At 67.2% G+C, this 26,323-nt stretch carries 22 protein-coding genes; 18 read left to right on the forward strand and 4 right to left on the reverse strand.

What is annotated here, in order from left to right:
• The first annotated feature begins 149 nt into the window (after positions 1-149).
• The 5 genes from pyrE to FHR21_RS08830 all read left to right on the forward strand — a co-directional run bounded on the left by pyrE (position 150) and on the right by FHR21_RS08830 (position 3,974).
• Entirely contained in the window at positions 150-734 is a 585-nt protein-coding gene (gene pyrE / locus FHR21_RS08810; protein ID WP_184097324.1) for an orotate phosphoribosyltransferase, read from the forward strand.
• Positions 731-1,480, forward strand: coding sequence for a pyridoxine 5'-phosphate synthase (locus tag FHR21_RS08815; protein WP_184097326.1), 750 nt, complete (start codon positions 731-733; stop codon positions 1,478-1,480). The genes pyrE and FHR21_RS08815 overlap by 4 nt, the downstream gene beginning before the upstream one ends.
• 121 nt (positions 1,481-1,601) lie before the next feature.
• A complete protein-coding gene (acpS, locus tag FHR21_RS08820; RefSeq protein ID WP_184097328.1) occupies positions 1,602-2,006 on the forward strand; it encodes a holo-ACP synthase in 405 nt (134 codons plus the stop codon).
• Positions 2,006-2,857, forward strand: coding sequence for a signal peptidase I (lepB, locus tag FHR21_RS08825; RefSeq protein WP_184097330.1), 852 nt, complete (start codon positions 2,006-2,008; stop codon positions 2,855-2,857). Before acpS ends, lepB begins: the two co-directional genes overlap by 1 nt.
• Before the next feature lie 4 nt (positions 2,858-2,861).
• On the forward strand, positions 2,862-3,974 hold the full coding sequence (locus FHR21_RS08830; RefSeq protein ID WP_184097332.1) for an AI-2E family transporter: 1,113 nt from the start codon (positions 2,862-2,864) through the stop codon (positions 3,972-3,974).
• Between the two features lie 311 nt (positions 3,975-4,285).
• Here FHR21_RS08830 and FHR21_RS08835 read toward each other — a convergent pair whose 3' ends face one another.
• Both FHR21_RS08835 and rpsU read right to left on the reverse strand, forming a co-directional pair.
• Entirely contained in the window at positions 4,286-4,789 is a 504-nt protein-coding gene (locus tag FHR21_RS08835; protein WP_184097334.1) for an FKBP-type peptidyl-prolyl cis-trans isomerase, read from the reverse strand.
• Between the two features lie 333 nt (positions 4,790-5,122).
• A complete protein-coding gene (gene rpsU / locus FHR21_RS08840; protein WP_003047635.1) occupies positions 5,123-5,329 on the reverse strand; it encodes a 30S ribosomal protein S21 in 207 nt (68 codons plus the stop codon).
• A gap of 267 nt (positions 5,330-5,596) precedes the next feature.
• Here rpsU and FHR21_RS08845 point away from each other — a divergent pair, with 267 nt between their 5' ends.
• The 3 genes from FHR21_RS08845 to FHR21_RS08855 all read left to right on the forward strand — a co-directional run bounded on the left by FHR21_RS08845 (position 5,597) and on the right by FHR21_RS08855 (position 7,904).
• Positions 5,597-6,361 (forward strand): class II aldolase/adducin family protein, encoded by a 765-nt coding sequence (locus tag FHR21_RS08845; protein WP_184097336.1) that lies wholly within the window; start codon positions 5,597-5,599, stop codon positions 6,359-6,361.
• 27 nt (positions 6,362-6,388) lie between these two features.
• Complete coding sequence (locus FHR21_RS08850; RefSeq protein ID WP_184097338.1) at positions 6,389-6,934, forward strand: (2Fe-2S)-binding protein; 546 nt, start codon at positions 6,389-6,391, stop codon at positions 6,932-6,934.
• A gap of 124 nt (positions 6,935-7,058) precedes the next feature.
• The gene (locus FHR21_RS08855) at positions 7,059-7,904 is read left to right on the forward strand and encodes an RcnB family protein (RefSeq protein WP_184097340.1); all 846 of its coding nucleotides are present in this window, start codon (positions 7,059-7,061) and stop codon (positions 7,902-7,904) included.
• 63 nt (positions 7,905-7,967) lie between these two features.
• On the opposite strand, the gene FHR21_RS08860 is transcribed toward FHR21_RS08855, so the two are convergent.
• Entirely contained in the window at positions 7,968-10,595 is a 2,628-nt protein-coding gene (locus tag FHR21_RS08860) for an EAL domain-containing protein (protein ID WP_184097342.1), read from the reverse strand.
• A 452-nt stretch (positions 10,596-11,047) separates the two neighbouring features.
• On the opposite strand from FHR21_RS08860, the gene FHR21_RS08865 reads away from it, so the two are divergent.
• Complete coding sequence (locus tag FHR21_RS08865) at positions 11,048-12,079, forward strand: fatty acid desaturase family protein (RefSeq protein ID WP_184097344.1); 1,032 nt, start codon at positions 11,048-11,050, stop codon at positions 12,077-12,079.
• A gap of 44 nt (positions 12,080-12,123) precedes the next feature.
• Here the strand turns inward: FHR21_RS08865 and serB are convergent, their stop codons facing one another.
• Complete coding sequence (gene serB, locus FHR21_RS08870) at positions 12,124-13,008, reverse strand: phosphoserine phosphatase SerB (protein ID WP_184097346.1); 885 nt, start codon at positions 13,006-13,008, stop codon at positions 12,124-12,126.
• Here serB and miaA point away from each other — a divergent pair.
• From miaA to FHR21_RS08915, 9 genes are all read left to right on the forward strand, one after another.
• A complete protein-coding gene (gene miaA / locus FHR21_RS08875) occupies positions 13,007-13,960 on the forward strand; it encodes a tRNA (adenosine(37)-N6)-dimethylallyltransferase MiaA (protein WP_184097348.1) in 954 nt (317 codons plus the stop codon). The genes serB and miaA overlap by 2 nt on opposite strands.
• A gap of 88 nt (positions 13,961-14,048) precedes the next feature.
• Positions 14,049-15,803 (forward strand): biosynthetic-type acetolactate synthase large subunit, encoded by a 1,755-nt coding sequence (gene ilvB, locus FHR21_RS08880; protein WP_184097350.1) that lies wholly within the window; start codon positions 14,049-14,051, stop codon positions 15,801-15,803.
• Positions 15,804-15,965: 162 nt separating this feature from the next.
• Positions 15,966-16,481, forward strand: coding sequence for an acetolactate synthase small subunit (gene ilvN, locus FHR21_RS08885; RefSeq protein WP_184097352.1), 516 nt, complete (start codon positions 15,966-15,968; stop codon positions 16,479-16,481).
• A 124-nt stretch (positions 16,482-16,605) separates the two neighbouring features.
• Entirely contained in the window at positions 16,606-17,640 is a 1,035-nt protein-coding gene (gene ilvC / locus FHR21_RS08890) for a ketol-acid reductoisomerase (protein ID WP_184097354.1), read from the forward strand.
• Positions 17,641-17,838: 198 nt separating this feature from the next.
• The gene (locus FHR21_RS08895; RefSeq protein ID WP_184097356.1) at positions 17,839-18,981 is read left to right on the forward strand and encodes an 8-amino-7-oxononanoate synthase; all 1,143 of its coding nucleotides are present in this window, start codon (positions 17,839-17,841) and stop codon (positions 18,979-18,981) included.
• Complete coding sequence (gene bioD, locus FHR21_RS08900) at positions 18,978-19,586, forward strand: dethiobiotin synthase (protein WP_184097358.1); 609 nt, start codon at positions 18,978-18,980, stop codon at positions 19,584-19,586. Before FHR21_RS08895 ends, bioD begins: the two co-directional genes overlap by 4 nt.
• Positions 19,587-19,705: 119 nt before the next feature.
• Complete coding sequence (locus tag FHR21_RS08905) at positions 19,706-22,057, forward strand: glycosyl hydrolase family 95 catalytic domain-containing protein (RefSeq protein WP_184097361.1); 2,352 nt, start codon at positions 19,706-19,708, stop codon at positions 22,055-22,057.
• Between the two features lie 136 nt (positions 22,058-22,193).
• Complete coding sequence (locus FHR21_RS08910; protein WP_184097363.1) at positions 22,194-24,821, forward strand: glycosyl hydrolase family 95 catalytic domain-containing protein; 2,628 nt, start codon at positions 22,194-22,196, stop codon at positions 24,819-24,821.
• A 103-nt stretch (positions 24,822-24,924) separates the two neighbouring features.
• A complete protein-coding gene (locus FHR21_RS08915) occupies positions 24,925-26,313 on the forward strand; it encodes a hypothetical protein (RefSeq protein WP_184097365.1) in 1,389 nt (462 codons plus the stop codon).
• Positions 26,314-26,323 lie beyond the last annotated feature (10 nt).

Raw genomic sequence — 26,323 nt, forward strand, 5'->3', positions numbered from 1 at the left:
TGGCGGACGAGCTGAATCTCGCGGGCGCTATAGACCCGCTTGCCGCTTGCCTCAAGCATCTCTAACACTATTTTGCAGCGGGCAAATCCGCCCCGCACGAACCGGCCGCCGACCGCGACCGCCTTTTGGACAAAAGACATCATTCTCCCATGACCGACGATGACATCCTGGCCGAGTTCCGTGCCGCCGACGCCCTGCTGCACGGGCATTTCCTCCTCTCCTCGGGCCGTCACAGCGAATATTACCTGCAATGCGCACGCGTCCTGATGGACAGCGACCGCGCCGGCCGCCTCGCCTCGGCGCTCGCCGCCAAGCTGCCGCGCGAGCTGCGGCACGCGATCGACCTCGTCGTCTCGCCGGCTATGGGCGGCGTCATCATCGGGCACGAGATGGGTCGCACCCTCGGCAAGCCGGCGATCTTCGTCGAGCGTCCTACCGGCACCTTCGAGCTGCGCCGCGGCTTCGCGATCGAAGCGGGCGCGAAAGTGCTGATGGTCGAGGACGTCGTGACCACCGGCCTGTCGTCGCGCGAGGCGATGGAGGCGGTGCGCGCCGCCGGCGGCGAAGTCGTCGCCGAAGCCGCGCTCGTCGACCGCTCGGCGGGCAGCGTCGACCTCGGCGTGCCCTTCTATCCACTCGTCGCGATCAACTTCCCGACCTATGCGCCGGGCGAGTTGCCCAACCATCTCGCCGCCAGTCCGGCGGTGAAGCCCGGAAGCCGCGCGGCGGCATGACCGCCCCCTTCGCCCCCGGCGCGCGGCTGCGGCTCGGCGTCAACATCGACCATGTCGCGACGATCCGCAACGCGCGCGGCGGCGACCATCCCGACCCGGTGCGCGCGGCAGAGATCGTCGCGGCGGTTGGCGGCGACGGCATCACCGCGCACCTGCGCGAGGACCGGCGCCACATCCGCGACGACGACCTCGCGCGCATCCAGGTCGCGACCGACCTGCCGCTCAATCTCGAAATGGCCGCGACCGAGGAGATGCTCGCCATCGCGCTGCGCCACGCGCCGCACGCCGCCTGCATCGTGCCCGAGAAGCGCGAGGAGCGCACGACCGAGGGCGGGCTCGACGCCGCGGGCCAGCACAACCACCTCGCCCCGATCGTGGCGCGCCTCTCCGACGCCGGCATCCGCGTCAGCCTGTTCATCGAGCCCGACCCGCGCCAGATCGAGGCGGCGATGCGCCTCAGGGCGCCGGTCGTCGAATTCCACACCGGCCGATATGCCCGTGCCGAGGGCGAGGACCGCGCCGCCGAGCTCCGCCGCCTCGCCGACGCCGCCGCGCTCGCGTGGAAGAACGGCATCGAGCCGCACGCGGGCCATGGCCTGACCTACGACAATGTCGTCCCCGTCGCGGCCATCCCCCAGCTCGCCGAGCTCAACATCGGCCATTATCTGATCGGCGAAGCGATCTTCACCGGGCTGGAAAGCGCCGTGCGCCGGATGCGCGAGCTGATGGACGAGGCGAGAGGGTGAGCCGAAACACCCATCGTCGCCCCAGCGAAAGCTGGGGCCGCTGTCGGTTCATCCCCGCGCCGGCGCGGCAAGCTTCCTGCGACCCCTGCTTTCGCAGGGGTGACGGCCTGTCGAGACCGTCATGATCATCGGCCTCGGCTCTGACCTCTGCAATATCGAGCGTATTCAGGCCTCGCTCGACCGCTTCGGCGAGCGCTTCGAAAAACGCGTCTTCACCGAGGTCGAGCGCGCCAAGGCGGCACGCCGTCCCTTCACCCGCGCCGGCACCTATGCCAAGCGCTTCGCCGCCAAGGAGGCCTTCTCCAAGGCCGTCGGCACCGGCTTCAAACGCGGCGTCTTCATGAAGGACATCGGCGTCGTCAACGCCCCCTCCGGCGCTCCCACCCTCGCGCTGACCGGCGGCGCCGCGGCGCGGCTCGCGCAGATGGTCCCGCCGGGGCACAGCGCGCATATCCACCTCACGCTGACCGACGATCATCCCTGGGCGCAGGCCTTCGTCATCATCGAAGCGATCCGGGACGAATGATGGCGAAGAAGAAGAAAGCGGCCGACGAGGGAAGCTGGGGCAAGCTGGTCCGCGACATCGTGGTGATCCTGCTGCTCGTGCTCGGCATCCATAGCTGTGTCGCCAAGCCCTTCTATATCCCGTCCGATTCGATGATGCCGACCTTGCGCAACGGCGATCAACTCATCGTCAGCAAATATCCCTATGGCTGGTCCTACGCTTCGGTCAGCTTCCACCTCGCGCCCAAGGTGAAGGGGCGGCTGTTCGGCACGCTGCCCAAACGCGGCGACATCGTCGTGCTCGAACATCCGGTAACGCGGATCGACTATATCAAGCGCGTGATCGGCCTGCCCGGCGACACGATCGAGCTGCGGCAGGGTGCGCTGATCATCAACGGGAAGCCGATCCGGCGCGAGGTGCAGCCGATGCTGTCGATCCCGGTCGACGCCAATCTCCCCGGCCCCGATTCGAACCTCTTCCGTTTCGTCACCCGCGACGCGAACGGCCGCGCGGTGCTCGAGCTCCCCGTCGTGCGCGAGACGCTGCCCGGCGGCGCGACCTTCGACACGATCGACATGGGTCCGGGCTATGTCACAGACGATTACGGCCCGATTGAGGTGCCCGCGGATCATCTGTTCCTGATGGGCGACAACCGCGACGGCAGCGCCGACAGCCGCGTCCCTGTCTATGCCAAGGGGCTCGGCGGCCCCGTTCCCTTCGACGTGATCGCGGGCCGCGCCGAATTCATCAGCTTTTCGACCGACGGCAGCGTGAAATGGTATAATCCGCTAAGCTGGTTCACCGCGCTGCGTTCGGGCCGTGCGGGAACCGATCTCCGGCCCGCGCGTGACGCTGGCGCGGACAGGGAGTGAAGCGATGGCCGAGCAGAAGGAACAGGCAAAGGCGCGCGCCAAGGTCGGCGACGACGCCCCCGGCCCCACCGAAATCCGCACCGAGCTCGTCCGCACCGAACTGATCAAGGCGAGCGTCTGGGTCGGCCTCGCGCTGCTTGTCGGCGCCTGCATTATCCTCGTCCAGCCGATCCTGCTGATCTTCGCCGGCATCGTCATGGCGTCGATGCTCGACGGCGGCACCCGCCTTCTCGGCCGCGTCCTGCCGATCGCGCGCGGCTGGCGGCTGCTCATCGTCTGCCTCGCGATCATCGCCTTCATGGCTTGGACCGTCATGTTCGCCGGCTCGCAGATCGCCGACCAGGCGGCGACGCTGCAAAAGGTCGTGATGGCGCAGGTCGAACGCATCGCCGCCTGGGCAAGCGATCACGGCATGGGCAATCTCCAGCTCGATACCAAGACGATCACCGACAATCTCGCCGGCACCGTCGGGCGCGTCACCGCGGCGCTCGGCACCGTCGTCGGCGCGCTGACCAGTGTCGTCATGATCATGGTGCTCGGCATCTTCCTCGCGATCGAGCCGCGTCTCTACGAACGCGGCGTCGCCTGGATGCTGCCGATGAAGGCGCGCGAGGATTTCTACATCACCACCGCCCGCATGGGCTTCACGCTGCGCCGGCTGATGGCGGGGCGGCTGCTCGGCATGGCGGTCGAGGGCGTCGGCACCTGGCTCGCCTGCCTCGCCGTCGGCATTCCGATGGCGGCGCTGATGGGCCTGCTCACCGGCCTGCTCGCCTTCATCCCCAATATTGGCGCGATCGTGTCGGGCGTGCTGCTCGTGCTCGTCGGCTTCTCGGCGGGCACCGACACCGGCCTGTGGGCGATCGCCATCTATTTCATCGTCCAGACGGTCGACGGCTATCTGATCGTGCCGATGGTCGCGAAACAGACCGTCGACCTCGCCCCCGCGCTCGTCCTCGCCGCGCAGATCCTGCTCGGCACTCTGCTCGGCATCCTCGGCCTCTTCCTCGCCGATCCGATCGTCGCGATGATCAAGGTCGCGCTCGAACGCGAAGCCGAACGCAATGCGGCGGACCAGCCGAAACGAAAAGCGGCGCCGCGCCCCGAGCCCGCATAGCCGTCGCTCGTCCGTCTATCGGACCGCCCTAACTCCCATTCGTGCTGAGCTTGTCGAAGCACCGTCCTTCTTTGCGACGCCCGAAGGAAAGAACGGCCCTTCGACAAGCTCAGGGCGAACGGAAAAAGGGTGTTGCAGATTTACGGCTCGCCGCTCCCGTTCCTCGTCACTCCCGCGAAAGCGGGAATGACGCTTTCCTTCGTGCCCTCGTGCGAGATTTTCGGGAACGCGCACAGAGGCACGAAGACGGAATAGAAAGGCGGCCGGGAATCGCGCCCTTGAGATAAAACGGCAGTCGTCGCCGTGCGCGCCTACGGCTGCGGCGCGTCCGACGGCGGGCCACCCGGGCCGCCCTGCATCTGTTGCATCTGCTGCATCATCGCGCGCACCTCGGCGGCATTGCGGAAATCGAGCAGTTCGACGTCGAAATAGAGCGTGCTGTTCGGCGGGATCGGCCCGGCGGCCTGCTCGCCATAACCTTCCTCGGGCGGGATCACGATCTTGTACTTGCCGCCGCGCTGCATCTTCTTGAGTGCTTTCGAAAAGCCCGGGACCGAGCCGGCGACCGGCAGCGGCGCCTGTTCCTGCTGGTCGAACACCGTACCGTCGGACAGGCGGCCGGTATATTTGATCAGCACGATATCCTCGTCGGTCGGGCTCGGCCCCTCACCCGCCTTGACGACTTCGAAACCGTTCACCCGGGTCTGCGACCAGGCGACGCCCGCCGCGATCGCAAGCAGCGCCGCCACGCCGATCCACAGCAGCCACAGCCCGCCCTTGCCTACCGGGCGCAATGGAACCGTCGTCACACTCATCGTCGCTGATCCTTCGCTGGCGCCCGCGGGCGCGAATGTCGGGCACGCCTATAGGCGGACGGAACGCAAGCGGTCCAGCGGGAAGTTGGCGGCGACGGTCACATGTCCTCGGGGTGGGAAGCGGCCACTCGCCCACCCTTGTCATTCCCGCGAAAGCAGGAATCCAGAGCGTGCGTTGGCTAGCCCTACACGAGATTCCCGCTTTCGCGGGAATGACAAGGTTATGAAATGCTGACCGCCGTGTCCCGCCGTCCGCCCCTTCCCCAACGAAAAAGGGCGCCGCGTTGCCGCAGCGCCCGTTTCTCGAATCAGGATCCCGAACGGGATGGACGGCTACTTGATCCCGTCGCGCTCCATCCGCTTGCGCTCCATCTTGCGGGCGCGGCGGACGGCGGCGGCGCGTTCGCGCGCGCGCTTCTCGCTCGGCTTCTCATAGTGGCGGCGCAGCTTCATTTCGCGATACACGCCCTCACGCTGCAGCTTCTTCTTGAGCGCGCGAAGGGCCTGGTCGACATTATTGTCGCGAACGATGATCTGCATACGCCGTGTCGTCTCCTGTTCGTCGGACGGCCTGCGGTTCCGGGAAAAGTCCGGTTCGCCGCTGGCCACCGATATTCGGGCAATAAAAAGAGCGCCGCGAAAACGCGGGCGTCCGATGGAGCGCCACTAGAGAGATTCGCGCCGAAATGCAAGCCCCCGCGTGGCAGGCCGTCGCACGTACCCGGCCGGGCGCTCCGCCATTGTGCCGTCCCCTTCCCCTGTGGCATAGGTAGCAGGACGAAACCGATAGCGAAAAGAGGATATCCGATGGCGACCCAGCTCAAGCGCAACAGCAAATATAGCGAAGCCGAATGGACGGCGCGGCAGGAACTCGCCGCCTGCTATCGCATCTTCGCGATGATGGGCTGGGACGAGATGATCTTCAACCATATCACGGTGAAGGTGCCCGAAGAGGACGGCAGCTATCTCATCAACCCCTATGGCATGCATTTCAGCGAGGTCACCGCGTCGAGCCTGATCAAGATCGACATCGACGGCAACAAGGTCGACGCCGACAATCCGTGGCACGTCAACAAGGCGGGCTTCGTCCAGCACAGCCTGTTCCACCGCGAACTGCCCGACGCGCACGCGATCATCCACACCCACACGACCGCAACGATGGCGGTCTGCGCGCTCGAGGGCGGACTGCAGCCGACCAATTTCTATGCCTGCAACTATATGGGCCAGATCGCCTATCATGATTTCGAGGGCATCACGGTGCGCGAGGAGGAAGGCGTACGGCTGCTCGAGCATCTCGGCGACAAGCGCATCCTGATGCTCCGCAACCACGGCCCCGTCGTCATGGGTCGCACCCTGTCCGAAGCGTTCATCAAATATTGGGCGCTCCAGCGCGCCTGCGAGATCCAGCTCGCGACGATGAGTATGGGCAAGCCGATCCTGATCGGCGACGATGTCGTCAAGGTCCACCAGCGCGACCTCTATCAGGCACAGATTCCCGGCGGCGCGGGCAAGGCCGAGTTCGACGCGATGGTGCGCAAGGTCGACAAGATCGACACGAGTTGGCGTGACTAATCTCGCCGTTTCGCTATTGCGGATCGCATGACGAAATTCTCGGTCAACGACCGGCCGGTCGAATATCGCATGGACCCCGAAACGCCTCTGCTGTGGGCGCTGCGCGATGCGTCGAACCTGACCGGCACCAAATATGGCTGCGGCACCGGCGATTGCGGCGCCTGCACCGTCGACATCGACGGCGAGGCGATCCGCAGTTGCCTCGTCACCATCGCCGAGTGCGAGGGACGCCTCGTCACGACGATCGAGGGTCTGTCGCGAGACCGCAGCCATCCGGTGCAGCAGGCGTGGGTCGCCGAACAGGTGCCGCAGTGCGGTTTCTGCCAGTCGGGGATGATCATGGCCGCGGCGGTGCTGCTGCGCGGCAACAGCAGCCCCAGCGATGCCGAGATCGACGCTGCGATCACCAACATCTGCCGCTGCGGCACCTATCCGCGCATCCGCGCCGCGGTGCGCCGCGCCGGGCGGGTGCTGCGCGGCGAGGAGCGCATCGCCGCCGCCCCGCCGCCCGGCATTCGGCCAGAGGACGCCGCGCGCGCCGTCCCCGCGATGCGCGCGCCGCCGGGTTCGTGAGGTGCAAGCTGAACCGCAGGCAACAATGCGGTTCAGCACCCGATCATCTTGCCAGGCCTATAACTTGTCCCAAGCTCCCGGCTGGTCTCTTCGGCCCATGGGACATGGAATGGAGACAGGCACGATGAAGAAGTTTTTCGGGGGATTGCTGATGGCGGCGACCATCCTCACCCCGCTCGGCCCGGCCTTCGCGCGGCCCGACAGCCCCCGCACCCACAATGCGCAGCGCGGCGATCATTCGCGCAGCCAGAATGCGCAGCGCAATCATCGCGGCGAATCGCGCCCGCGGGTGCAACAGCGCCAGACCCGTCCGCAAGTCCGACGCGAACGGCCGCAGGTGCAGCGCCAACGCTCGCACGTCGAGCGTCAGCGCCCGCAAACCCGCACGAACCGCAACTGGGCCGATCGCAACCGCGGCGAGAATCGCAACCGGGTCGACCGGAACCGTGGCGAAACTCGCAACTGGGCGGATCGCAACCGGCGCGACACGCGCGACCGCAATCGGAACGACAATCGGAATTGGAACCGGGGCGACCGCCGCGATGGCCGCGACTGGAACCGCAATGACAATCGCCGCTGGGACCGGAACGATCGGCGCAACGATCATCGCTGGGACCGCGACAACGACCGTCGTTGGGACCGCAATCGCAGCGATCGTCGCAACTGGAGCCGCGACTGGCGGCATGACCGCCGCTACGACTGGCGGAATTACCGCCAGGCGCACCGCAGCTATTACCGCATGCCGCGCTATTATTCGCCGTACCGCAACCATCGCTACACGCGATTCAGCATCGGCTTCACCCTGGGGTCGCTCTTCTACGGCGAGCGCTACTGGATCAACGACCCCTGGTATTATCGTCTGCCGCCCGCCTACGGCAGCTATCGCTGGGTCCGCTATTATGACGACGCGCTGCTCGTCGACATCTATTCGGGCCAAGTGGTGGACGTCATCTACGACTTCTTCTGGTAATATCCTTTCGGTTACCGGAAGACCAACTGAAGGGCTGGCCTTGCCGGCCCTTCTTTTATGCCGCTATGCCGCGCGGCGCCCCTTGGCACCCGATCCCGCGGCCCCGATCAGCGCTTCGACCTCGATCGTCTCGGCGAACTGCACCCCGACTCGGTTGCCGTCCGACCAGCGCGCGGTCGCCTCCAGCCGCGTCCCCCCGCCGAAATCCAGTGTCAGCGCCGCGCCGGGCGGCACATTCCACAGCCCTTCGATCAGCGCCCCGCCCGACGCGATGTTGCGCACGTTCGCGTCATAGCGATAGCCGCCGCTCGTCACCTCGATCCGCCGCAGGATATGTCGCCGCGGCTCGCGCGCGCTCTGATATCCCTGCGCGACGACGCGCCCACCGCCCTCGCCGATCAGCGCCAGCACCCCATCCAGGTTCATCGGTCGGCCATAGATATAGCCCTGGACATGGCTGCAACCCAGCCGCCGGATCAACGCCAGGTCGTCGTGCGTCTCGACCCCCTCGGCGGTCGTCTCCATGCCGAGCGCGGTCGCGAGGCCGACGATCGACGAGATGATCGCCGCGTTCATGCTGTCCGCGTCGGCGGCGCCGAGCACGAAGCTCTGGTCGATCTTGATCTTGTCGAACGGCGCCTTCTTCAGATAGCCGAGCGCCGAATAGCCGGTACCGAAATCGTCGAGCGCCAGCCGCACCCCGGTGCGCTTCAGCCGCTGGAACATCGCCAGATTCTCGGCGCTTTCGTCGAGGAACACCCCCTCGGTGATCTCCAGCTCGAGCTGCTCGGGCGCGATCCCGGCGGCTGACACCGCGCTCAGGATCGTCGCGGGCAATTTGTCGTTGGCGAACTGACGCGGCGACACGTTCACCGCGACGCGATAGCCGGACCCCAGCTTGGCGATCGTCGCGCAGGCGGTGCGGATGATCCATTCGCCGATCGGCACGATCAGGTTCGATTCCTCGGCGATGGGAATGAATTTCGCCGGGCTCACCCCGCCGCCGTCGCGCTCCCAGCGGATCAGCGCCTCGAAACCGGTGATCCGCTCGCGCGAGACGTCGACGATCGGCTGATAGAGCAATCGCAGCTCGCCGCGCGCCAGCGCATCGCGCAGCGCATCCTCGATCGCCTTGCGCTCGTTCGCCTCGTCGTGCATCGCGTCGGCATAGAAGCGATAGACGCCGCGCCCCGCGTCCTTGGCGGCATAGAGCGCCAGGTCGGCGTTGCGCACCAGCGCCGCCGCGCTCACCGCCGCGCCGTCGGCGACCGCGATGCCGACCGACGATCCGATCCGCACCTGCTCGCCCTCGATAGCGAAGGGCTTGGCGAGGCTCAGGATAATCGCATTGGCGATGCTCGCGATCTTCTCGGCCTGGATGATCTGCGGCAGCACGATCTGGAATTCGTCGCCGCCCAGCCGCCCGACCTGCCCCTTGTCGCCGATGATCTGGGTCAGCCGCCCCGCCGCCTGCTGGAGCAATTGGTCGCCGACCGGATGGCCGAGCGTGTCGTTGACCGCCTTGAAGCGGTCGAGGTCGAGCAACAGCAGCGCGCAGGGCTGCGGCTGCCCCATATGGTTGCGCAGCGCGCGTTCGAGCAGGTCGGTGATGTGCAGCCGGTTGGCAAGGCCCGTCAGCGTGTCGTAACGCGCAAGCTGGTTGATTTCGCGCTCCGACCGTTTCTTTTCGGTCAGGTCGGTGCCGCTGCCGCGAAAGCCCTGGAAATGGCCGAGCGCGTTGCCGATCGGCTGGCCCGATATCGACCACCAGCGCTCCTCGCCCGGCACCGCGGCGCGCACCATCAGCTCGTTGAACGGCGTGCGCGACGACAGGCTGAAGCCCAGCGTGCGCTCTTCATTCTCGTCGTTGCCGATGCGCTTCTTGATGATCTCGGTAAAGGGCCGGCCGAGCAGTTCGTCCAGCGGCCGCCCCAGTTTCGCCGCGACGGTCGGCGAGATATAGACGAGCTGGCCATAGCGGTCGGTCTCCCAGAACCAGCCGCGCCCGGCGCGCTCGAATTCGCGCAGCAGACCCATCGCGCGCTGCTGTTCGGTGACCGCCTGTCGGCGCGCCCGCGTCGCGCGGCGCTGGTGACGGATATCCTCGCGCATCATCACGATCAGCAGCGCAAGGAACAGGATTCCCGCCAGCGCGAAGGGCCAGGATGCGGCGCCGATCGCCCCGCCGAAGGCCGCCGCGCCGGCAAAGGCAAAGAAGGCCGGCCGCGCGATCGCCGAGGCCGAGGCCGCAACCAGCATCGCGCCAAGCTGCACCGCGGTGAAGGCGTCGAAGAAGAAACGCCCGTCGGGCACCGCGGTCGCCGCAAACATTGTGGCCGCGCTCGCCAGCGTGCCGAGCGCGATCATCGCCATGCCGAGCGCCGCCGCCCGCCGCAACTGCCGCGCCGACCGCGCGCGCTTCACCCGCGCCACCTGCCCCAGCACCGTCAGCACCACGTCGCACGCGATCCCCGCCGCCATGACCGGCCCCTGCCACGATCCGGTCAGAAATCCGGGGATGCCGGGAAAGAAGGCAAAGGAAAAGAAGGCGAGCGTGCGCGCGATCAGCACATAATGCCAAAGCTGTGCGACGCGGGTCAGCCGGGCGACGAATTCGGGCGAGTCGAGCAGCGTTTCGTCGCTCGACGCCACGCTCGCAAGCTGCCGGACGATATTCGCCTTCCCCGCCAAAATCCGTCGATCCTGCTGTTTTCGACCCGGCTGGAGCCCTCGCAGAAAGGGGTTTCCAAATCCTTATTTCCAAAGGATGAATCGCCCCATTGCTGTGCCAAAATGGGGGATATTTCGGGTTAAGAACGGGGCACCATTCATGAGCCTCGCCACGATCTTACAAGCTTCGCCACTCCGGAGTCGATCCGGGCTCCCGCGTTTCCGGCGTCGCTGAGCGGGACCCCGGATCAGGTCGGCGATTATCCCCGCGACATCCGTAGCCTCCCTTCGTCATTGCGAGGAGCGTCGCGACGAAGCAATCTCCAGCCATCGACAAGGTGGGACGCCTGCTGGAGATTGCTTCGCTCCGCTCGCAATGACGTCTACGGATGCGGAGGGGATAATCGACAATCGGCTTCATCCCCACAATCGAAGCACTTTAGTTTCTCTTCGCAACTTGTTACACTCGCCCGATGCCTGCCGTCCGCCTCCTGCCGCCCGACCGCTTCTTCGACCGCGCCCAATGGTCGGCGCTGACGCGCGCCTCGTCGTGGCGCGGTATCTGGCTCGTCGCACACGCCTGGATCGTCAGCTTCACACTCGTCGGTCTTGCGGCCTGGTCGCAGAATCCGGCCGCGTGGCTGCTCGCGATCGTCTTTCTCGGCGGCCGCCAGCTCGGGTTCGCGATCCTGATGCACGACGCGGCGCACGGCGCGCTGCATCCGAACCGAAAACTCAACAATTTCCTCGGCCAATGGCTGACCGGCGCCGCGGTGGGCTCGGACCTGATCGCCTATCGCACCTATCATCTTCAGCATCACAAATATACGCAGCAACCGGAGGACCCCGACCTCTCGCTGTCGAAACCCTTTCCGACGACGCGCGCCAGCCTCTGGCGCAAGGTGCTGCGCGATCTCACCGGCCAGACCTTCTTCAAGCAGCGCGTCGCGCAGTTCGGCTATGCGCTCGTGGGATTGAAGGCGATGCTGCGCGGCGAGCGGGCCGAAAAGGGCCGCGCCAGCACCCGCGCCGGCACGGTGTTCAACAGGCAGTCCGACGACGGCATGACGTCACCGACCGCCGACATCGCCGGCGCGATGGCGGTGACGCGCGCGGTCGGCCGCTTCCTGCTCGTTCAGGCGGTGCTGCTCGCCGCCTCGCTCACCCTCTACGGCTGGACGCCGTATCTGCTCTGGCTCGCGGCGCTGGCAACGACCTTCCAGCTTTATCTGCGCGTCCGCAACATCGCCGAGCACGCCTGCACGACCACCGGCAGCGACGATCCCTTCACCCACGCGCGCACCACCCACGCCGGCTGGCTCGCCCGCGCGACGGTGGCGCCCTATTGGGTCAATTATCACGCCGAGCACCATTTGTTCATGGGCGTCCCCTGCTACCGCCTGCCGCAGGTCCATGCCGCCCTGGGCCGCGCCGGCAAGCACGACGCCATGACCATCGCACCCAGCTACACGGCGGTGCTGCGTCAGGTGACGGCGGCGGGATAGACGATCCTCCCTGCGGCGCAGCCGTGGGGAGGATTATTCGAAAGCTACCCCAGCACCCATTGCCGCCGCGCATAGCCCTGCGCCCAGAGCAGCGCGGTCAAATCATGATGACGGATCACCGCGTCGGCCGCGTCGGCCGCCGCCTGATGCGGGTGATAGGCGACGCCGAGCCCCGCCGCGGTCAGCATCGGGATGTCGTTGGCGCCGTCGCCGACCGCCAGCGTCTCGGCGAGCGGCAGGCCATGCTTCGCCGCCTCGCTCTTCAGCGTTTCGAGCTTGGTATCCTTGTCGACGATCGGCTCGGCGACCTTGCCGCTCAGCTTTCCGCCTTCGATCAGCAACTCGTTCGCGACCACCCGGTCGAAGCCGATCGCCTCGCCGACCGGCGCCGCAAAGGCAGTGAAGCCGCCGGTGACCAGCACCGAATGCGCGCCATAGGCCTTCATCGTCTGGACCAGCGTGCGCGCGCCGCGGGTCAGCCGCACCCGCTCCATCCGGCATTCGGCGAGCACGCCCTCGGCCAGCCCGCCGAGCAGCGCGACGCGTTCCATCAGCGCGCCGCGGAAATCGACCTCGCCGCGCATCGCCTTCTGGGTGATGGCCGCGACCTCGGCCTTGATCCCGGCATAGTCGGCCAGCTCGTCGATGCACTCGCAGCCGATCATCGTCGAATCCATGTCGGCGATGATCAGCTTCTTGGTCCGGTCGCCGAGCGGCTGGACGATGACGTCGAGCGCGCCATGGTCCATCTTCGCCAGTTCGGCGCGCGCGCTGACCAGGCTGCCGTGAAAGACGATATCGGCGGCATCGCCCTCGTCGAGCCAGTGCGGGGCGCCGACCTCGTGCCCCGTCGCGTCGAGGCGGTCGATCGCCTCGCGCACCACCTCGCCCGTCAGCTTTCCGGCTGCTATCAGCGTCGCAACGAACATGGCATCTCCTTCTTCATCCTCGCGGCCTCGGCTCGCACTTATCGCCGGACCCACCGCGAGCGGCAAGTCCGCCCTTGCCGTCGCTTTGGCGCAGGCGGTGGGGCGCGCGCAAGTGGTGAATGCCGACGCCAGCCAGGTTTATCGCGATCTCGCGATCTTGTCCGCGCGCCCGACCCCGGCCGAGATGGCCGGAGTGCCGCACCGCCTGTTCGGCCATATCGACGGAGCCGAAGCCTGCAACGCCGCACGCTGGGCCGCCGACGCCCGCCGCGCCCTCGCTCGAGCGTGGGAGGATGATGAGGTGCCGATCCTCGTCGGCGGCACCGGCCTCTATCTGCGCACCCTGCTCTATGGCATCGCCCCGGTGCCAGAGATCGACCCAGCCGTGCGCGCCGAGGTGCGCGCAATGGACGTCGCCGACGCCCACGCCGCGCTCGCCCGGCTCGATGCCCCCGCCGCAGCGCGCCTCGCCCCCGCCGACGCCGCACGCGTCGCCCGCGCGCTGGAGGTGGTGCGCGCAACCGGCCGCCCGCTCGCCGACTGGCAGCGCGCGCGCGAAGGCGGCATCGCGGACGAGGTGGCGCTCGTCCCGCTCATCCTCCTGCCACCGCGCGAGTGGCTGCGCGCCCGCTGCGACGCGCGGCTCGGGGCGATGTTCGCGGCCGGCGCGGCCGAGGAGGTCAAGGCGCTGCTTGCTCGCGGTCTCGACCCCGACCTTCCCGTCATGCGCGCGATCGGCGTGCCGCAGATCGCGGCGTGGCTGCGCGGCGACATATCGCGCGACGAGGCGCTCGACCGGGCGCAGGCGGCGACGCGCCAATATGCGAAGCGCCAGTACACGTGGTTCCGCCACCAGCTCTCGGCCGACTGGCCGCGCCAAAGAGAATCATTATCCATCGAATCTATCAAGGAAATAGCAATAATATTACGTGATAGACTGTTGACAGGATAGAATCATGCACCTATTGCCCGCCATTCTGTTGCAGCGCACAAGCGCGCCCTGACGCGCGCACGGGCTGGGCCAGGAAAGGAGATTCGTCGTGACGGAAATGAGCGGTGCCGACATGGTGGTTCAGGCGCTGGTCGACCTCGGGGTCGATACGGTGTTCGGCTATCCGGGCGGCGCAGTCCTTCCCATCTATGACGCGCTCTACAACCACCCGACGATCCGCCACATCCTCGTCCGCCACGAACAGGCGGCGACCCACGCGGCGGAGGGCTATGCGCGCTCGACCGGCAAGCCGGGCGTGGTGCTCGTCACCTCCGGTCCCGGCGCGACCAATGCCGTCACCGGCATCACCGACGCGCTGCTCGATTCGATCCCGATGATCGTGCTGACCGGCCAGGTGCCGACGACGCTGATCGGCACCGACGCCTTTCAGGAATGCGATACGGTGGGCATCACGCGCCACTGCACCAAGCATAATTATCTGGTCATGGACCCCGACCGGCTCGGCCCGATCATCCACGAGGCCTTCCATATCGCGACCCACGGCCGCCCCGGCCCGGTGGTCATCGACATTCCGAAGAACGTGCAGGTCGCGACCGGCACCTACAGCGTGCCCGAGCTGATCGAGCATCACAGCTATCGCCCGCAGGTCGAGCCCGACGCCGACGCCATCGCGGCGACGATCGACCTGATCGCGGCGGCCGAGCGCCCGATCTTCTACACCGGCGGCGGCGTCATCAACGCGGGACCGGACGCGAGCGCAGCGCTGCGCCAGCTCGTCGGCCTGACCGGCGCGCCGATCACCTCGACCCTGATGGGGCTCGGCGCCTTTCCGGCGGACGATCCGAAGTGGCTCGGCATGCTCGGCATGCACGGGACCTATGAATCGAACATGGCGATGAACCGTGCCGACCTGATCATCGCGGTCGGCGCGCGCTTCGACGACCGCGTCACCGGCCGCCTCGATGCCTTCGCGCCGCACGCGAAGAAGATCCACATCGACATCGACCGCAGCTCGATCAACAAGATCGTCCCCGTCGACCTCGCGGTGCTCGGCGACGCCGGACGCGCGCTCGACGCGCTGATCGCCGCGTGGCAGGAAAAAGGCCATAAGGCGCGCGATCTCGGCGAATGGTGGCGGCGTATCGACGGCTGGCGCGCGACCCGCTGCCTCGACTTCCCGGAGAAGAAGGAACCCGACGCCGACATCATGCCGCAGCGCGCGGTCAAGGCGCTGTTCGAGGCGACGCGCGGCCGCGACCCGATCATCACCACCGAGGTCGGCCAGCATCAGATGTGGGCGGCGCAGCATTTCGGCTTCTCCGCCCCCAACCGCTGGCTGACCAGCGGCGGGCTCGGCACCATGGGCTATGGCTTCCCCGCCGCGGTCGGCGCGCAGGTCGCCCGGCCCGACCGCCTCGTCATCTGCATCGCGGGCGAGGCCAGCCTGCAGATGAACATCCAGGAAATGGGCACGGTCAGCCAGCACCGCCTGCCGGTGAAGATCTTCATCCTCAACAATGAATGGATGGGGATGGTCCGCCAGTGGCAGGAACTGACCTACGAAAGCCGCTATTCCAACAGCTATTCCGACAGCCTGCCCGATTTCGTGAAGCTCGCCGAGGCTTATGGCTGGACCGGCCTGCGCATCGATACGCTCGGCGAGCTGGAGGACGGCATCCGCACCATGATCGACACGCCCGGCCCGGTCATCGTCGACTGCCGCGTCGCCAAGCTCGCCAACTGCTTCCCGATGATCCCGTCGGGCGCGGCGCACACCGAGATGATCCTCCAGCCGAGCGACGTCATCGGCACGATGGACGACGAAGCGAAAGCGCTGGTGTGATGCGACATTCCGGCTTTCATATCCCCTCCCGCAAGCGGGAGGGGCAGCGAGGTTTGGGAGCTTGCTCCCTGGTCGCAGCGGGGTGGGCATCTGCACCGGCAGAAGCTCGCTGCGCTCGCTCCACCCCTGGCCCCTCCCGCCTGCGGGAGGGGGAGTAAAGACATGAAAATCACCACCGAAACGGGCGAGCGCCATGTGCTCGCCGTCACCGTCGACAACCAGGCCGGGGTACTCGCCAAGATCACCGGCCTGTTCACCGCGCGCGGCTATAATATCGAAAGCCTGACCGTGGCGGACATCACCGCCGACCATGCGGTGTCGCGCATCACCATCGTCACCTCGGGCCCGCCCGCGGTCATCGACCAGATCATCGCGCAGCTCGACCGGCTCGTCCCCGTCCACCGGGTCATCGATCTCGCCGACCAGGGCGCGCATGTCGAACGCGAGATCGCGCTGGTCAAGGTCGCGGGCACCGGCGACAAAAGGATCGAGGCGCTGCGCATGGCTGACGTCTTTCGCGCCAAGGTCGTCGACACGACGCTGACCAGCTTCATCTTCGAAATCACCGGTTCGAGCGACAAGGTCGACCGCTTCATCGCGCTGATGCGCGAATGCGGGCTGGTCGAGGTCGGCCGCACCGGCGTCGTCGCCATCGCCCGCGGGCCGGAGGCGCTTTAGGGTTTACGCATCGGGTTTCAATCACCGTCACCCCGGACTCGATCCGGGGTCCCGCTTTCCACCGTTGCTGAGCGGGACCCCGGATCAAGTCCGGGGTGACGAAAGAAGAATAGGGAAGAATGACATGCAGGTTTACTACGATCGCGACGCCGACCAGGATCTCATCAAGGGCAAGAAGGTCGTCATCGTCGGCTATGGCAGCCAGGGCCACGCCCACGCGCAGAACCTGCGCGACAGCGGCGTGCGCGAGGTCGCGATCGCGCTCCGTCCCGGTTCGGCGACCGCAAAGAAGGCCGAAGGCGCGGGCTTCCAGGTCATGACCAACAAGGACGCCGCCGCCTGGGCCGACGTCATCATGATCGCCGCCCCCGACGAGCATCAGGCGAAAATCTATTATGACGACCTCGCCGACAATCTGAAGCCCGGCGCCGCGCTCGCCTTCGCGCACGGCCTCAACATCCATTTCGGCCTGATCGAGGCGCGCGGCGACATCGACGTCTTCATGGTCGCGCCCAAGGGGCCCGGCCACACGGTGCGCAGCGAATATCAGCGCGGCGGCGGCGTCCCCTGCCTGATCGCGGTCGCGCAGGAAGCGAGCGGCAATGCCGGCAACGGCCACGCCAAGGCGCTCGCGCTCAGCTATGCCTCGGCGGTTGGCGGCGGCCGCAGCGGCATCATCGAGACGACGTTCAAGGAAGAGTGCGAGACCGACCTGTTCGGCGAACAGGCGGTGCTCTGCGGCGGCATCACCCACCTGATCCAGGCGGGTTTCGAGACGCTGGTCGAGGCGGGCTACGCCCCCGAAATGGCCTATTTCGAGTGCCTCCACGAAACCAAGCTGATCGTCGACCTCCTCTATGAGGGCGGCATCGCCAACATGCGCTATTCGATCTCGAACACCGCCGAATATGGCGACATCAAGACCGGCCCGCGCATCATCACCGACGAGACCAAGGCCGAGATGAAGCGCGTCCTCGCCGACATCACCTCGGGCCGCTTCGTCAAGGATTTCGTTCTCGACAACCAGGCCGGCCAGCCCGAACTCAAGGCCAGCCGCAAGGCCGCCGCCGCGCACCCGATCGAACAGATCGGCAGCGAACTGCGCGCGATGATGCCATGGATCGCCAAGAACAAGCTGGTCGACAAGAGCGTCAACTGACAGGTTGAATCTCCTCCCCTTCGGGGGAGGGGTTCGTCAGCTTTGCACAAGATCGCAAGACCGAACCACCCCTTTCCCGTTCGTGCTGAGCTTGTCGAAGCACTGTTCTTCTCGCGGCGTCCGAAGGGAGAACGGCCCTTCGACAAGCTCAGGGTGAACGGTTTCTTGTAGCCTGCTTTCGTTATAGGGAGCGCGCGCATGCCGAGCAGCAACATCCCCTTCGCCGTCCACCGCGCCGATCTTACCGCGCTCGCGGCCGAAGATCGTCGCCGCGCCCTCACCCCGCGCACCGGCATCGACTTCGCCTCGAACGACTATCTCGGCCTCGCCGGCTCCGCCGCGCTCCGCGACGCGCTCGCCGACGGCATCGCTCGCGGCCTCCCCGCGGGCTCGGGCGGCTCACGCCTGCTGCGCGGCAATCATGAAGAGCATGAAGCGCTCGAAGCCCATGCCGCGCGCCATTACGGCAGCGAGGCGGCGCTGTTCTTCGCGACCGGCTTCGCCGCCAACGCCGCGCTGTTCGCGACGCTGCCGCAGCGCGGCGACCTGATCGTCCACGACGAACTGATCCACGCCAGCGCGCACGACGGTATGAAGCTCGGCCGCGCCGAGCACGCCGCCGCCGCGCACAACGACGCGCAGGCGTTCGACGATGCCATTGCCGCGTGGCGCAAGGCGGGTGGCACCGGCACGCCGTGGATCGCGGTGGAAAGCCTCTATTCGATGGACGGCGACACGGCGCCGCTCGCCGACCTCGCCGCCGTCGTCGATCGCCACGACGGCGTGCTGGTCGTCGACGAGGCGCACGCGACCGGCGCCTTCGGCCCCGCCGGCGCCGGCCTCGCGCACGACCTCGCCGGCCGCAGCAATCTCATCACCCTCCACACCTGCGGCAAGGCGCTCGGCTGCGAGGGCGCGCTGCTTTGCGCGCCGCGCATCGTCACCGACTTCCTCGTCAACCGCGGCCGCCCCTTCATCTTCTCGACCGCGCCCTCGCCGCTGATCGCCTGGCTCGTCCGCCAGGCGCTCGAGATCGTCGCGACCGAGCCCGAGCGGCAGGCGGCGCTCCACGCCCGCATCCGCCACGCCGAAGCGCGCCTCGCCGCGCTCGGCCTTCCCGCCAGCGGCAGCCAGATCCTGCCCGTGGCCATCGGCGACAACGCCCGCACGATGCGCATCGCCGCTGCGCTCCAGGCCGGCGGTTTCGATATCCGCGGCATCCGCCCGCCGACCGTGCCGCAGGGAACCGCCCGCCTGCGCATCGCGATCACGCTCCATGTTGACAACGACAACATCGACGCGATGACCGAGGCGCTCGCCGCGGCTATGGCGGCGGCATGACCCGCTTCGTCGTCACCGGCACCGACACCGGCATCGGGAAAACCATCTTTTCCGCGGCATTGGCGGGTGCGCTCGGCCTTCCCTACTGGAAACCGATCCAGTCGGGGCTGGAGGAGGAAACCGACAGCGAGGTCGTCGCCCGCCTCGCCCGCGTCCCGGTTCACCCCGAGACCTGGCGCCTTGTCACCCCCGCCTCGCCGCATTTCGCCGCCGAAGTTGACGGCGTTATCATCGACCCCGACGCGCTGACCCCACCCCCCGGCGACGTGCTGGTCGAGGGCGCCGGCGGCGCGCTCGTCCCGGTCACCCGTACCTGCCTCTACGCCGACCTCTTCGCGCGCTGGCAAATCCCGGTGATCGTCTGCGCGCGCACCGGGCTCGGCACGATCAACCACAGTCTGCTCACCATCGAGACTTTGCGCGCCCGCGGCGTCCCGCTCCACGGGCTCGCCTTCGTCGGCGATCCGGTCCCCGACAGCGAGGCGATCATCGCTCAGCTCGGCGGCCTCCGCCGCCTCGGCCGCCTTCCGATCATCGATCCCCTGACGCCCGAAACACTGGCGGACGCCTTCGCAGCCCACTTCGATCGCGCAGACTTCGCCTGAAAACTCCTCAGTTCCGCGACGCAAAGACCGGCAGCGGCAAGCCCGATCGCCAGCCGGTCATTATGCAGATCGCTTTCCAAAAATTTGTCAGCTAACTTTCCGCGAAGCGGGAGGTGAGAATGGACGACATATGGGATCGGAACGGCCGCAAGGGGCCGTCGCTGGACCGCCGCAGCCTGTTGGCGGCCGGCGCGACCGTGCCCTTCGTCGGCGTTCCGGCCATGGCCGCTTCACCGACACTGGGAGCCCACGCCATCGATTGGGCCGATTTTCTCGCCCGCCACGATCTGCTCTGGGATCGGCTGCCGCGGACCTGGGGCGAGGCGCCTTTCCTCGGCAACGGCCGACTCGCCCTGTCGATGACCGAGGCGAAGGACGGCGGCGCGCTCGCCTTTGCGGTCGACAATGTCGATGTCTTCGACCGCCGCGACTTCAGCTGGGGCTGGCACGCCTATTCCCGCGCCCGCTATCATGTCGGCGATTTCCTGCTCCGCCCCGTCGGCCGGATCACCTGCGCGACGCTACGGCTGGACCTGTACCGCGCCGCGCTCGTCGGCAAGATCGTCACCGATCGCGGCACGATCGCGCTGCACGCCTTCGTCCATGCCGAACAGCCCCATATGGCGATCGAGATCGAAACGTCCGGCGACGAGGACGGCTGCCAATGGTCCTGGCACCCCACCCCCGCCGTCTCGACTCGGCCGCCCGTCCGCACCGCCGCGGACGCCGCGCGATACGAGCGCGACTATGGCCAGCCCGTCCGAATCTGGGTCGACAATCCGCCCGGCGAGCGCCGCGACGCGGATGGTGTGAACCGCTGGTTCCAGCCGCTGCTGGCGGGCGGCGGCTATACCACGGCCTGGGCGGAGCAGACGCGGGGCCCCGGCCGCCGCACCCTCGTCGTCGGCAATGTCATGTCCTTCCCCGACGCGGGTTCGCTGCAGGCCGCGACGGACAATGTCCGCGCCGCCCTCGCCGCCGATCCGGCAAAGGCGGCGGCGGCTCATCGCCGCTGGTGGGCCGCCCATTACCGCGCCAGTTTCCTGTCGCTGCCCGACACGCAATTGGAAAGCTTCTACTGGATCCAGATCTATAAATATGGCTGCGCCGCGCGGCCCGACGGCGGCGTGATCGACACGCATGGCCCCTGGCTCCAGCCGAGCAACTGGCCCTATCTGACGTGGAATCTGAACGTCCAGCTCAGCTATTATGCGCTGCAGCCGGGCAACCGCCTCGCGCTCGCCGAAGGGCTGTTCCACGCGCTCGACACCCATCGCGACGCGCTGCGCCGCACCGCCGCCACCGTCGCGCCGGGGGCGGCCGCCATCGGCCATGTCACGCAGCAGGACCTGGAATCGCCGATGGAGGTCGATCGGCGCTACGAACGCGAATGGGGCAATCTGCTCTGGGTCTGTCACCTCTATTGGCTGCAATATCGCTTCACGATGGACCGGCGGATGCTGCGTGAGCGATTGCTGCCGCTGCTCGCCGAAGCGGTCGCGCTCTATGATCCGATCCTGTCCGAACGGCCCGACGGCCGGCTGCACCTGGGCGTCACCTATTCGCCCGAGATCGGCAGCACCAGTGACTGCAACTATGATCTCGCGTTGCTGCGCTGGGGTGCGGGCGCGCTGATCGAGGGGCACCATGCGCTCGGCACCACGCACCCGTCGCTCGCGAAATGGCGCGACATCGCGGCGCGGCTGACCCCCTACCCGGTCGACGAGCATGGCTATCGCATCGGCGCCGACAGGGCGGTTCAGCCGCACCGCCACTATTCGCACCTGATGATGATCTACCCGCTCTATCTCAAGAACCGCGACACGCCCGCCAAATTGCCGTTGCTCGCAAAATCGGTTGCCCGATGGGTCGACACCGCGATGGCCGCCGGCCAGGGGGCCGGCTATCTGCTCTCGGGCGCAGCCTCGTTCCACGCGGCCTTCGGGGACGGCGACGCGGCGCTCGACAACCTGCAGGCGCTGCTCGCCGGCAAGGCCGGCATCGGCAGGAATTTCGCCAACACCATGTATGCCGAAAGCGGGCAGAATATCGAGACTCCGCTCTCTGCCGCGCAATCGATCCACGACATGGTGCTACAAAGCTGGGGCGGCGCGATCCGTATCTTTCCGGCAGTTCCCGCCGCCTGGCCCGACCTGGTGTTCGGCGACTTCCGGGCCGAGGGCGCCTTTCTGGTCAGCGCGCGCCGCAGCGGCGGGCGCACCGCCTGGATCCGGGTGAAAAGCCTCGCGGGGGAACCCTGCGTGGTCGAATGCGACTGGGGCGGCGAAACGCCGGCGCACCGGGGCGCGGGCACGATGCGCCGGCTCAGCGACCGGCGGATCGCCTTGTCGCTGCGCGCCGGCGAGGAAGCGGTCCTGCATCGGCCGGGCTTTGCGGGCCGGTTCGACGTGACGCCGCTCCCCGCCCAGCCCGATGCGACCAACAGCTATGGGGTGCGGGATCGCTCCTGATATATCTGCATATATATCTGATATTGACTTAAAGGTAATCTGATAACTAAGTTCACTCCAAACATAATGGAGGGGATCGAGCATGGAGCGACGCGAACTTTTGAAGACGGGAGCCGCGATGGCCGCCTTGGCGGGCATGGCACCATCGACCGCCGCCGGGGGCGCGGAACCGGCATCGCCCGCCGGCAACGCCCCTCCGGTGCCGCCCGCCCCGCAGCCCCCCGCCATCGCCCTCCGCCCCTTGCCGGCCGGGCTGGAACGCGACCTGCTGCCCAAGGCACCACTTCCGCTTTCGGCGAGGAACGCTCCGCCCAAAGTCGCCGCCATGCCGCGCCGCGAACGGCTGCGCCGCAAGCTGGCCCCTCGCCGCGGCATATGCAGCACGGCGCCCGGGCAGGCGTTCCGCGACACGCTGCTCTCGGGTAACGGCCCGATGTATCTGGAGCTCACGGGCGCGCCCTACGCCGAACAGCTCCAGTTCCGTCACGAGCGGCTGATGCTGCCCTGGCGCCGGCCGTTCGACGCCCCCGATGTCGCCGCCGAGCTGCCGGGCATCCGCAAGCTGCTGCTGGCGGGCCAGTATCGCGAGGGGGTGAACAAGGCGTTCGAGGCGCTCACCGCCGCCGGCCTGGCGGTCAACACAAAGGCGCATCCGACGATCCCGGCCTTCACGATGAAGATCGACATCGCGGAGGCGCCCGCGGTCTCGGACTATCTGCGCACCGTCGATTTCGAGAGCGGCGAGATTCGGGTGATGTGGCGCGACAATCGCGGCGACTGGATGCGGCGGACCTTCGTCTCGCGCCCCGACAATGTCGGCGTGCAGGAAATTCGCGGTCCCGGCGGCAAGCCGGTCAGTGCGACGATCAGCCTGCAATCACCTTCGCTCGGGCGTCACAATGGCCCGGTGACGTTCCGCCAGCACGGCGACGAGGATCATCTCGTCTTCACCGGCCGCTTCGATCCGGCGGTCAACGGCAACGGCTATGCCGGCGTGGTCCGTATCGTTCGCAAGGGCGGCACCGCGCGGCTCGACGGCAACAAGCTGGTCATCGAGAACGCCGACTCGATCGTCCTGCTGACCCGGATCGACTGGTTCAAGGACTTCGACGCCAAGCGGGTCGATGAATTGGTCGCCGGCATGGCAGGGCTCGATGGCGACTATGACGCGATGCTCGCCCGCCATCGCCCACGACAGGCGGAGATCATGAACCGCGTCACCCTCGACCTCGGCGGCACCGGCCAGCAAGGCTATTCGGGCGAGGAGTTGCTCGACGATCAGCGCACCCGCTCCGACTATTCGCCCGCGCTGCTCGAACGGATCTTCGACATGGGCCGCTACTGGCTGCTGCTGTCGTCCGGCGAATTCCCGGTCCAACCGATGAGCGGAGAGGTCAATATCAACATCAACCTCCAGGTCGCGCATGGCGAGATGGGCGACGTGCCGGAAGCGATGGCGCCCTATTACGACTGGATCGAAAGCCTGCTCCCCGATTGCCGAACCAACGCGAAGAACATCTTCGGCGCGCGCGGGGCGGTCTATCCGATCATGCCCAACAAGGATTGGGGCGTCAGCTATCACTATGCCACAACGGCCGGGGCCGGAATCTGGCCCCACCCCTATTGGATCTCCGCCGGCGGCTGGGTCTACAGCCCCTTCTGGGACCATTATTGCGTCACCGGCGACCTTCAATTCCTGCGCGACCGCGTGGTGCCCGGACTCAAGGAGCTGGCGCTGTTCTACGAGGATTTCCTCTCGGTCGAGGATGAGCGCGGCAATTATGTCTTCGTGCCCAGCTTTTCCCCCGAAAACTGGCCGCTCAATGCCGAGCCGCTGCCGACCGACGCCTGGCCGCTGACCCCGTACGACGCCTTCCACATGAGCCCGCCGGTGCCGTTCGTCATCAATTCGGCGATGGACGTGATGGTCTGCCGCGAAGTGCTCACCCATTTGATCGAGGCGTGCGAGATTCTCGGCAGCGATGCCGACAGCATTCCGAAGTGGAAGGCGATTCTGGCCAAGATGCCGCCCTATCGCACCACCGAGGACGGCACGCTCAAGGAATGGGGGTGGCCGGGTCTGGACGAAAATTATGACCAGCGCCACGTCTCGCATCTCTATGGCGCCTGGCCCTCGGACGAGATTCAGCCGACCCGCTCGCCCGACCTGGCGCGCGCCGCGCTGCTCGCCGACCGAAAGCGCGGCCCCGCCAACAGTTCGGCGCACGGCCTGTGCCACAGGGCGCTGGCCGCGGCGCGGCTCAAGGATGATTATCTGGTCGACTGGGAGATCAAGCAGCTCCTCAACCAGGGATATTTCAACCAGACGTTGCGCAGCTCGCACAATCCCCATAGCGGCCCGATGCCGGACGCACAGGGCGGCCTGCCCACGATCCTGATGGAGATGCTCTGCTATTCGCGGCCCGGCCTTATCGAGATTCTGCCGGCGCTTCCCGTCGACCTGCGTCGCGGCAGCATCAGCGGCATGCGCGCCCGCACCTTCGCCCGCATAGATCGGCTGCGGTGGGACCTCGATGCCCGCACCGCCGAGGTTCGGATCACCTCGCTCCGGCCCCAGACGATCAGGCTGAGGGCCTGGCACGGGATCGAATCCGCCACGATCTCGAACGGCACGCTCAAGCGGGCGCCGCGCGCCGGCGAGGATAGCTGCGACATCATGCTACCGCCGAATCAAACCGTTACGCTCGGCTTGCGCCTTGCTTCGTCCCGCGCGCGGCGCTGGGCGCAACCCCAGGACGATTGAGCTCCTCCTCGGGCGGGCCCGGCAGGCCGGGCCCGCCTGCTTTTTCGGACCTTTCGTCAGGCATCAACCCATCCTAATCTTACCCCCATCTTTCGGAGCCATTATGAACCGTCGCCAACTGCTCGGCATCCTCACCGCCTCCACCGCGGCGGCCGGCCTGCCCCGTCTCGCCTTCGCCCGGACACCGGGGATCAGCCTCTCGCTCGAAGACGCGGCCAGCGGCCCGACCATCCCGGCCGATTATGTCGGCCTTTCCTACGAAGCCGCGCAATTCGCCAATCCCGATTTCTTCACGCCGTCGAACAAGGCGCTGATCGCACTGTTCCGCGAACTGTCGCCGTCGGGCGTGCTGCGCATCGGCGGCGGATCGAGTGAATATACCAGCTATTCGGAGCAGGACCCCACGGGCCCCGCCCCCTTTGAGGTGTTCGGGCCGGACACGTCCAAGACGGAAAAGCACGGCACCGTCACCACGGCGCTGGCGCTGCGCAACCTGCGCGGGTTCCTCGACGCGACCGGCTGGACCTGTATCTGGGGTCTGAATTTCGGCCAGGGCAGCAAGGAAAATGCGGCCGCCGAAGCCGCGGCGGTGCAGCGCATCCTGGGACCCCGGCTGATGCTGATCCAGATCGGCAACGAGGTCGACGGCTTCCGTACCCGCTATCGCCCCGACACCTGGGGACCGGCCGATTTCATCCGCGAATGGAACGAATTTCACAACGCGATCGTGGCGGCCGCGCCCGGCCTGAAGTTCGCGGGGCCGGACATTTCGAACAAGCTCGACTATCTGACCGCCTTCGCCGCCGAGGCGCCTAAGCATCCCGACGTGGTGATGCTGAGCGCCCATTATTACGCCATGGGTCCCGCCGGAAATCCGGAAGCGACGATCGAGCAGTTGATGGAGCCCGATCCCAGCACCACGACGATGCGGTCCGAGCGCTTCCCGGTGGTCCAGAAGGCGGTCGAGACCTCGGGCCTTCCCTATCGCATGACAGAGGGGAACAGTTGCTGGAACGGCGGCCAGCCGGGCGTTTCCGACACGCTCGCTTCGGCCCTGTGGTGCGCCGACGCCATGCTGCGCTTCGCCCGGCTCGGCTGGGTCGGCGTCAACTGGCACGGCGGCGGCAACGGCCATTATTCGCCGATCGTCGGCGCGCCCTCGACCGGCTTCTCCCGTCGTCCGGAATTCTATGGGATTCAGTTCGCGCAGCTTCTGACCGGCGCGACCTTCGTGCCCGCGACGCTGACGGGCGCCAGCCGCTTCGTCACCGCCTATGCGGTTGAGCGCCATGGCGTTCGCAAGGTGGCGATCGTCAACAAGGATCTGACGCCCGCCACCATCACCCTGCCCGTCCCGGCAAAGCCCGACGCGATTGTCCTTTCCGGACCGGCGCGCGATGCGACGCAGGGCACCAACCTGACCAATGTCGCCACCAGGGGCGGACGCTCCGTGACCGTGCCGCCGCACTCCGCCGCGCTGTTCACCCTCTAGGGCCAACCCG

The sequence above is a fragment of the Sphingopyxis panaciterrulae genome (assembly GCF_014199295.1).
Classification (GTDB): Bacteria; Pseudomonadota; Alphaproteobacteria; order Sphingomonadales; family Sphingomonadaceae; genus Sphingopyxis; species Sphingopyxis panaciterrulae.

Excerpts from the sequence above, each read along its gene's own strand:
- pyrE (WP_184097324.1), top strand. The coding sequence starts at position 150 with ATGACCGACGATGACATCCTGGCCGAGTTCCGTGCCGCCGACGCCCTG.
- FHR21_RS08815 (WP_184097326.1), top strand. The coding sequence starts at position 731 with ATGACCGCCCCCTTCGCCCCCGGCGCGCGGCTGCGGCTCGGCGTCAAC.
- acpS (WP_184097328.1), top strand. The coding sequence starts at position 1,602 with ATGATCATCGGCCTCGGCTCTGACCTCTGCAATATCGAGCGTATTCAG.
- lepB (WP_184097330.1), top strand. The coding sequence starts at position 2,006 with ATGGCGAAGAAGAAGAAAGCGGCCGACGAGGGAAGCTGGGGCAAGCTG.
- FHR21_RS08830 (WP_184097332.1), top strand. The coding sequence starts at position 2,862 with ATGGCCGAGCAGAAGGAACAGGCAAAGGCGCGCGCCAAGGTCGGCGAC.
- FHR21_RS08835 (WP_184097334.1), bottom strand. The coding sequence starts at position 4,789 with ATGAGTGTGACGACGGTTCCATTGCGCCCGGTAGGCAAGGGCGGGCTG.
- rpsU (WP_003047635.1), bottom strand. The coding sequence starts at position 5,329 with ATGCAGATCATCGTTCGCGACAATAATGTCGACCAGGCCCTTCGCGCG.
- FHR21_RS08845 (WP_184097336.1), top strand. The coding sequence starts at position 5,597 with ATGGCGACCCAGCTCAAGCGCAACAGCAAATATAGCGAAGCCGAATGG.
- FHR21_RS08850 (WP_184097338.1), top strand. The coding sequence starts at position 6,389 with ATGACGAAATTCTCGGTCAACGACCGGCCGGTCGAATATCGCATGGAC.
- FHR21_RS08855 (WP_184097340.1), top strand. The coding sequence starts at position 7,059 with ATGAAGAAGTTTTTCGGGGGATTGCTGATGGCGGCGACCATCCTCACC.
- FHR21_RS08865 (WP_184097344.1), top strand. The coding sequence starts at position 11,048 with ATGCCTGCCGTCCGCCTCCTGCCGCCCGACCGCTTCTTCGACCGCGCC.
- miaA (WP_184097348.1), top strand. The coding sequence starts at position 13,007 with ATGGCATCTCCTTCTTCATCCTCGCGGCCTCGGCTCGCACTTATCGCC.
- serB (WP_184097346.1), bottom strand. The coding sequence starts at position 13,008 with ATGTTCGTTGCGACGCTGATAGCAGCCGGAAAGCTGACGGGCGAGGTG.
- ilvN (WP_184097352.1), top strand. The coding sequence starts at position 15,966 with ATGAAAATCACCACCGAAACGGGCGAGCGCCATGTGCTCGCCGTCACC.
- ilvC (WP_184097354.1), top strand. The coding sequence starts at position 16,606 with ATGCAGGTTTACTACGATCGCGACGCCGACCAGGATCTCATCAAGGGC.
- FHR21_RS08895 (WP_184097356.1), top strand. The coding sequence starts at position 17,839 with ATGCCGAGCAGCAACATCCCCTTCGCCGTCCACCGCGCCGATCTTACC.
- bioD (WP_184097358.1), top strand. The coding sequence starts at position 18,978 with ATGACCCGCTTCGTCGTCACCGGCACCGACACCGGCATCGGGAAAACC.
- FHR21_RS08905 (WP_184097361.1), top strand. The coding sequence starts at position 19,706 with ATGGACGACATATGGGATCGGAACGGCCGCAAGGGGCCGTCGCTGGAC.
- FHR21_RS08910 (WP_184097363.1), top strand. The coding sequence starts at position 22,194 with ATGGCACCATCGACCGCCGCCGGGGGCGCGGAACCGGCATCGCCCGCC.
- FHR21_RS08915 (WP_184097365.1), top strand. The coding sequence starts at position 24,925 with ATGAACCGTCGCCAACTGCTCGGCATCCTCACCGCCTCCACCGCGGCG.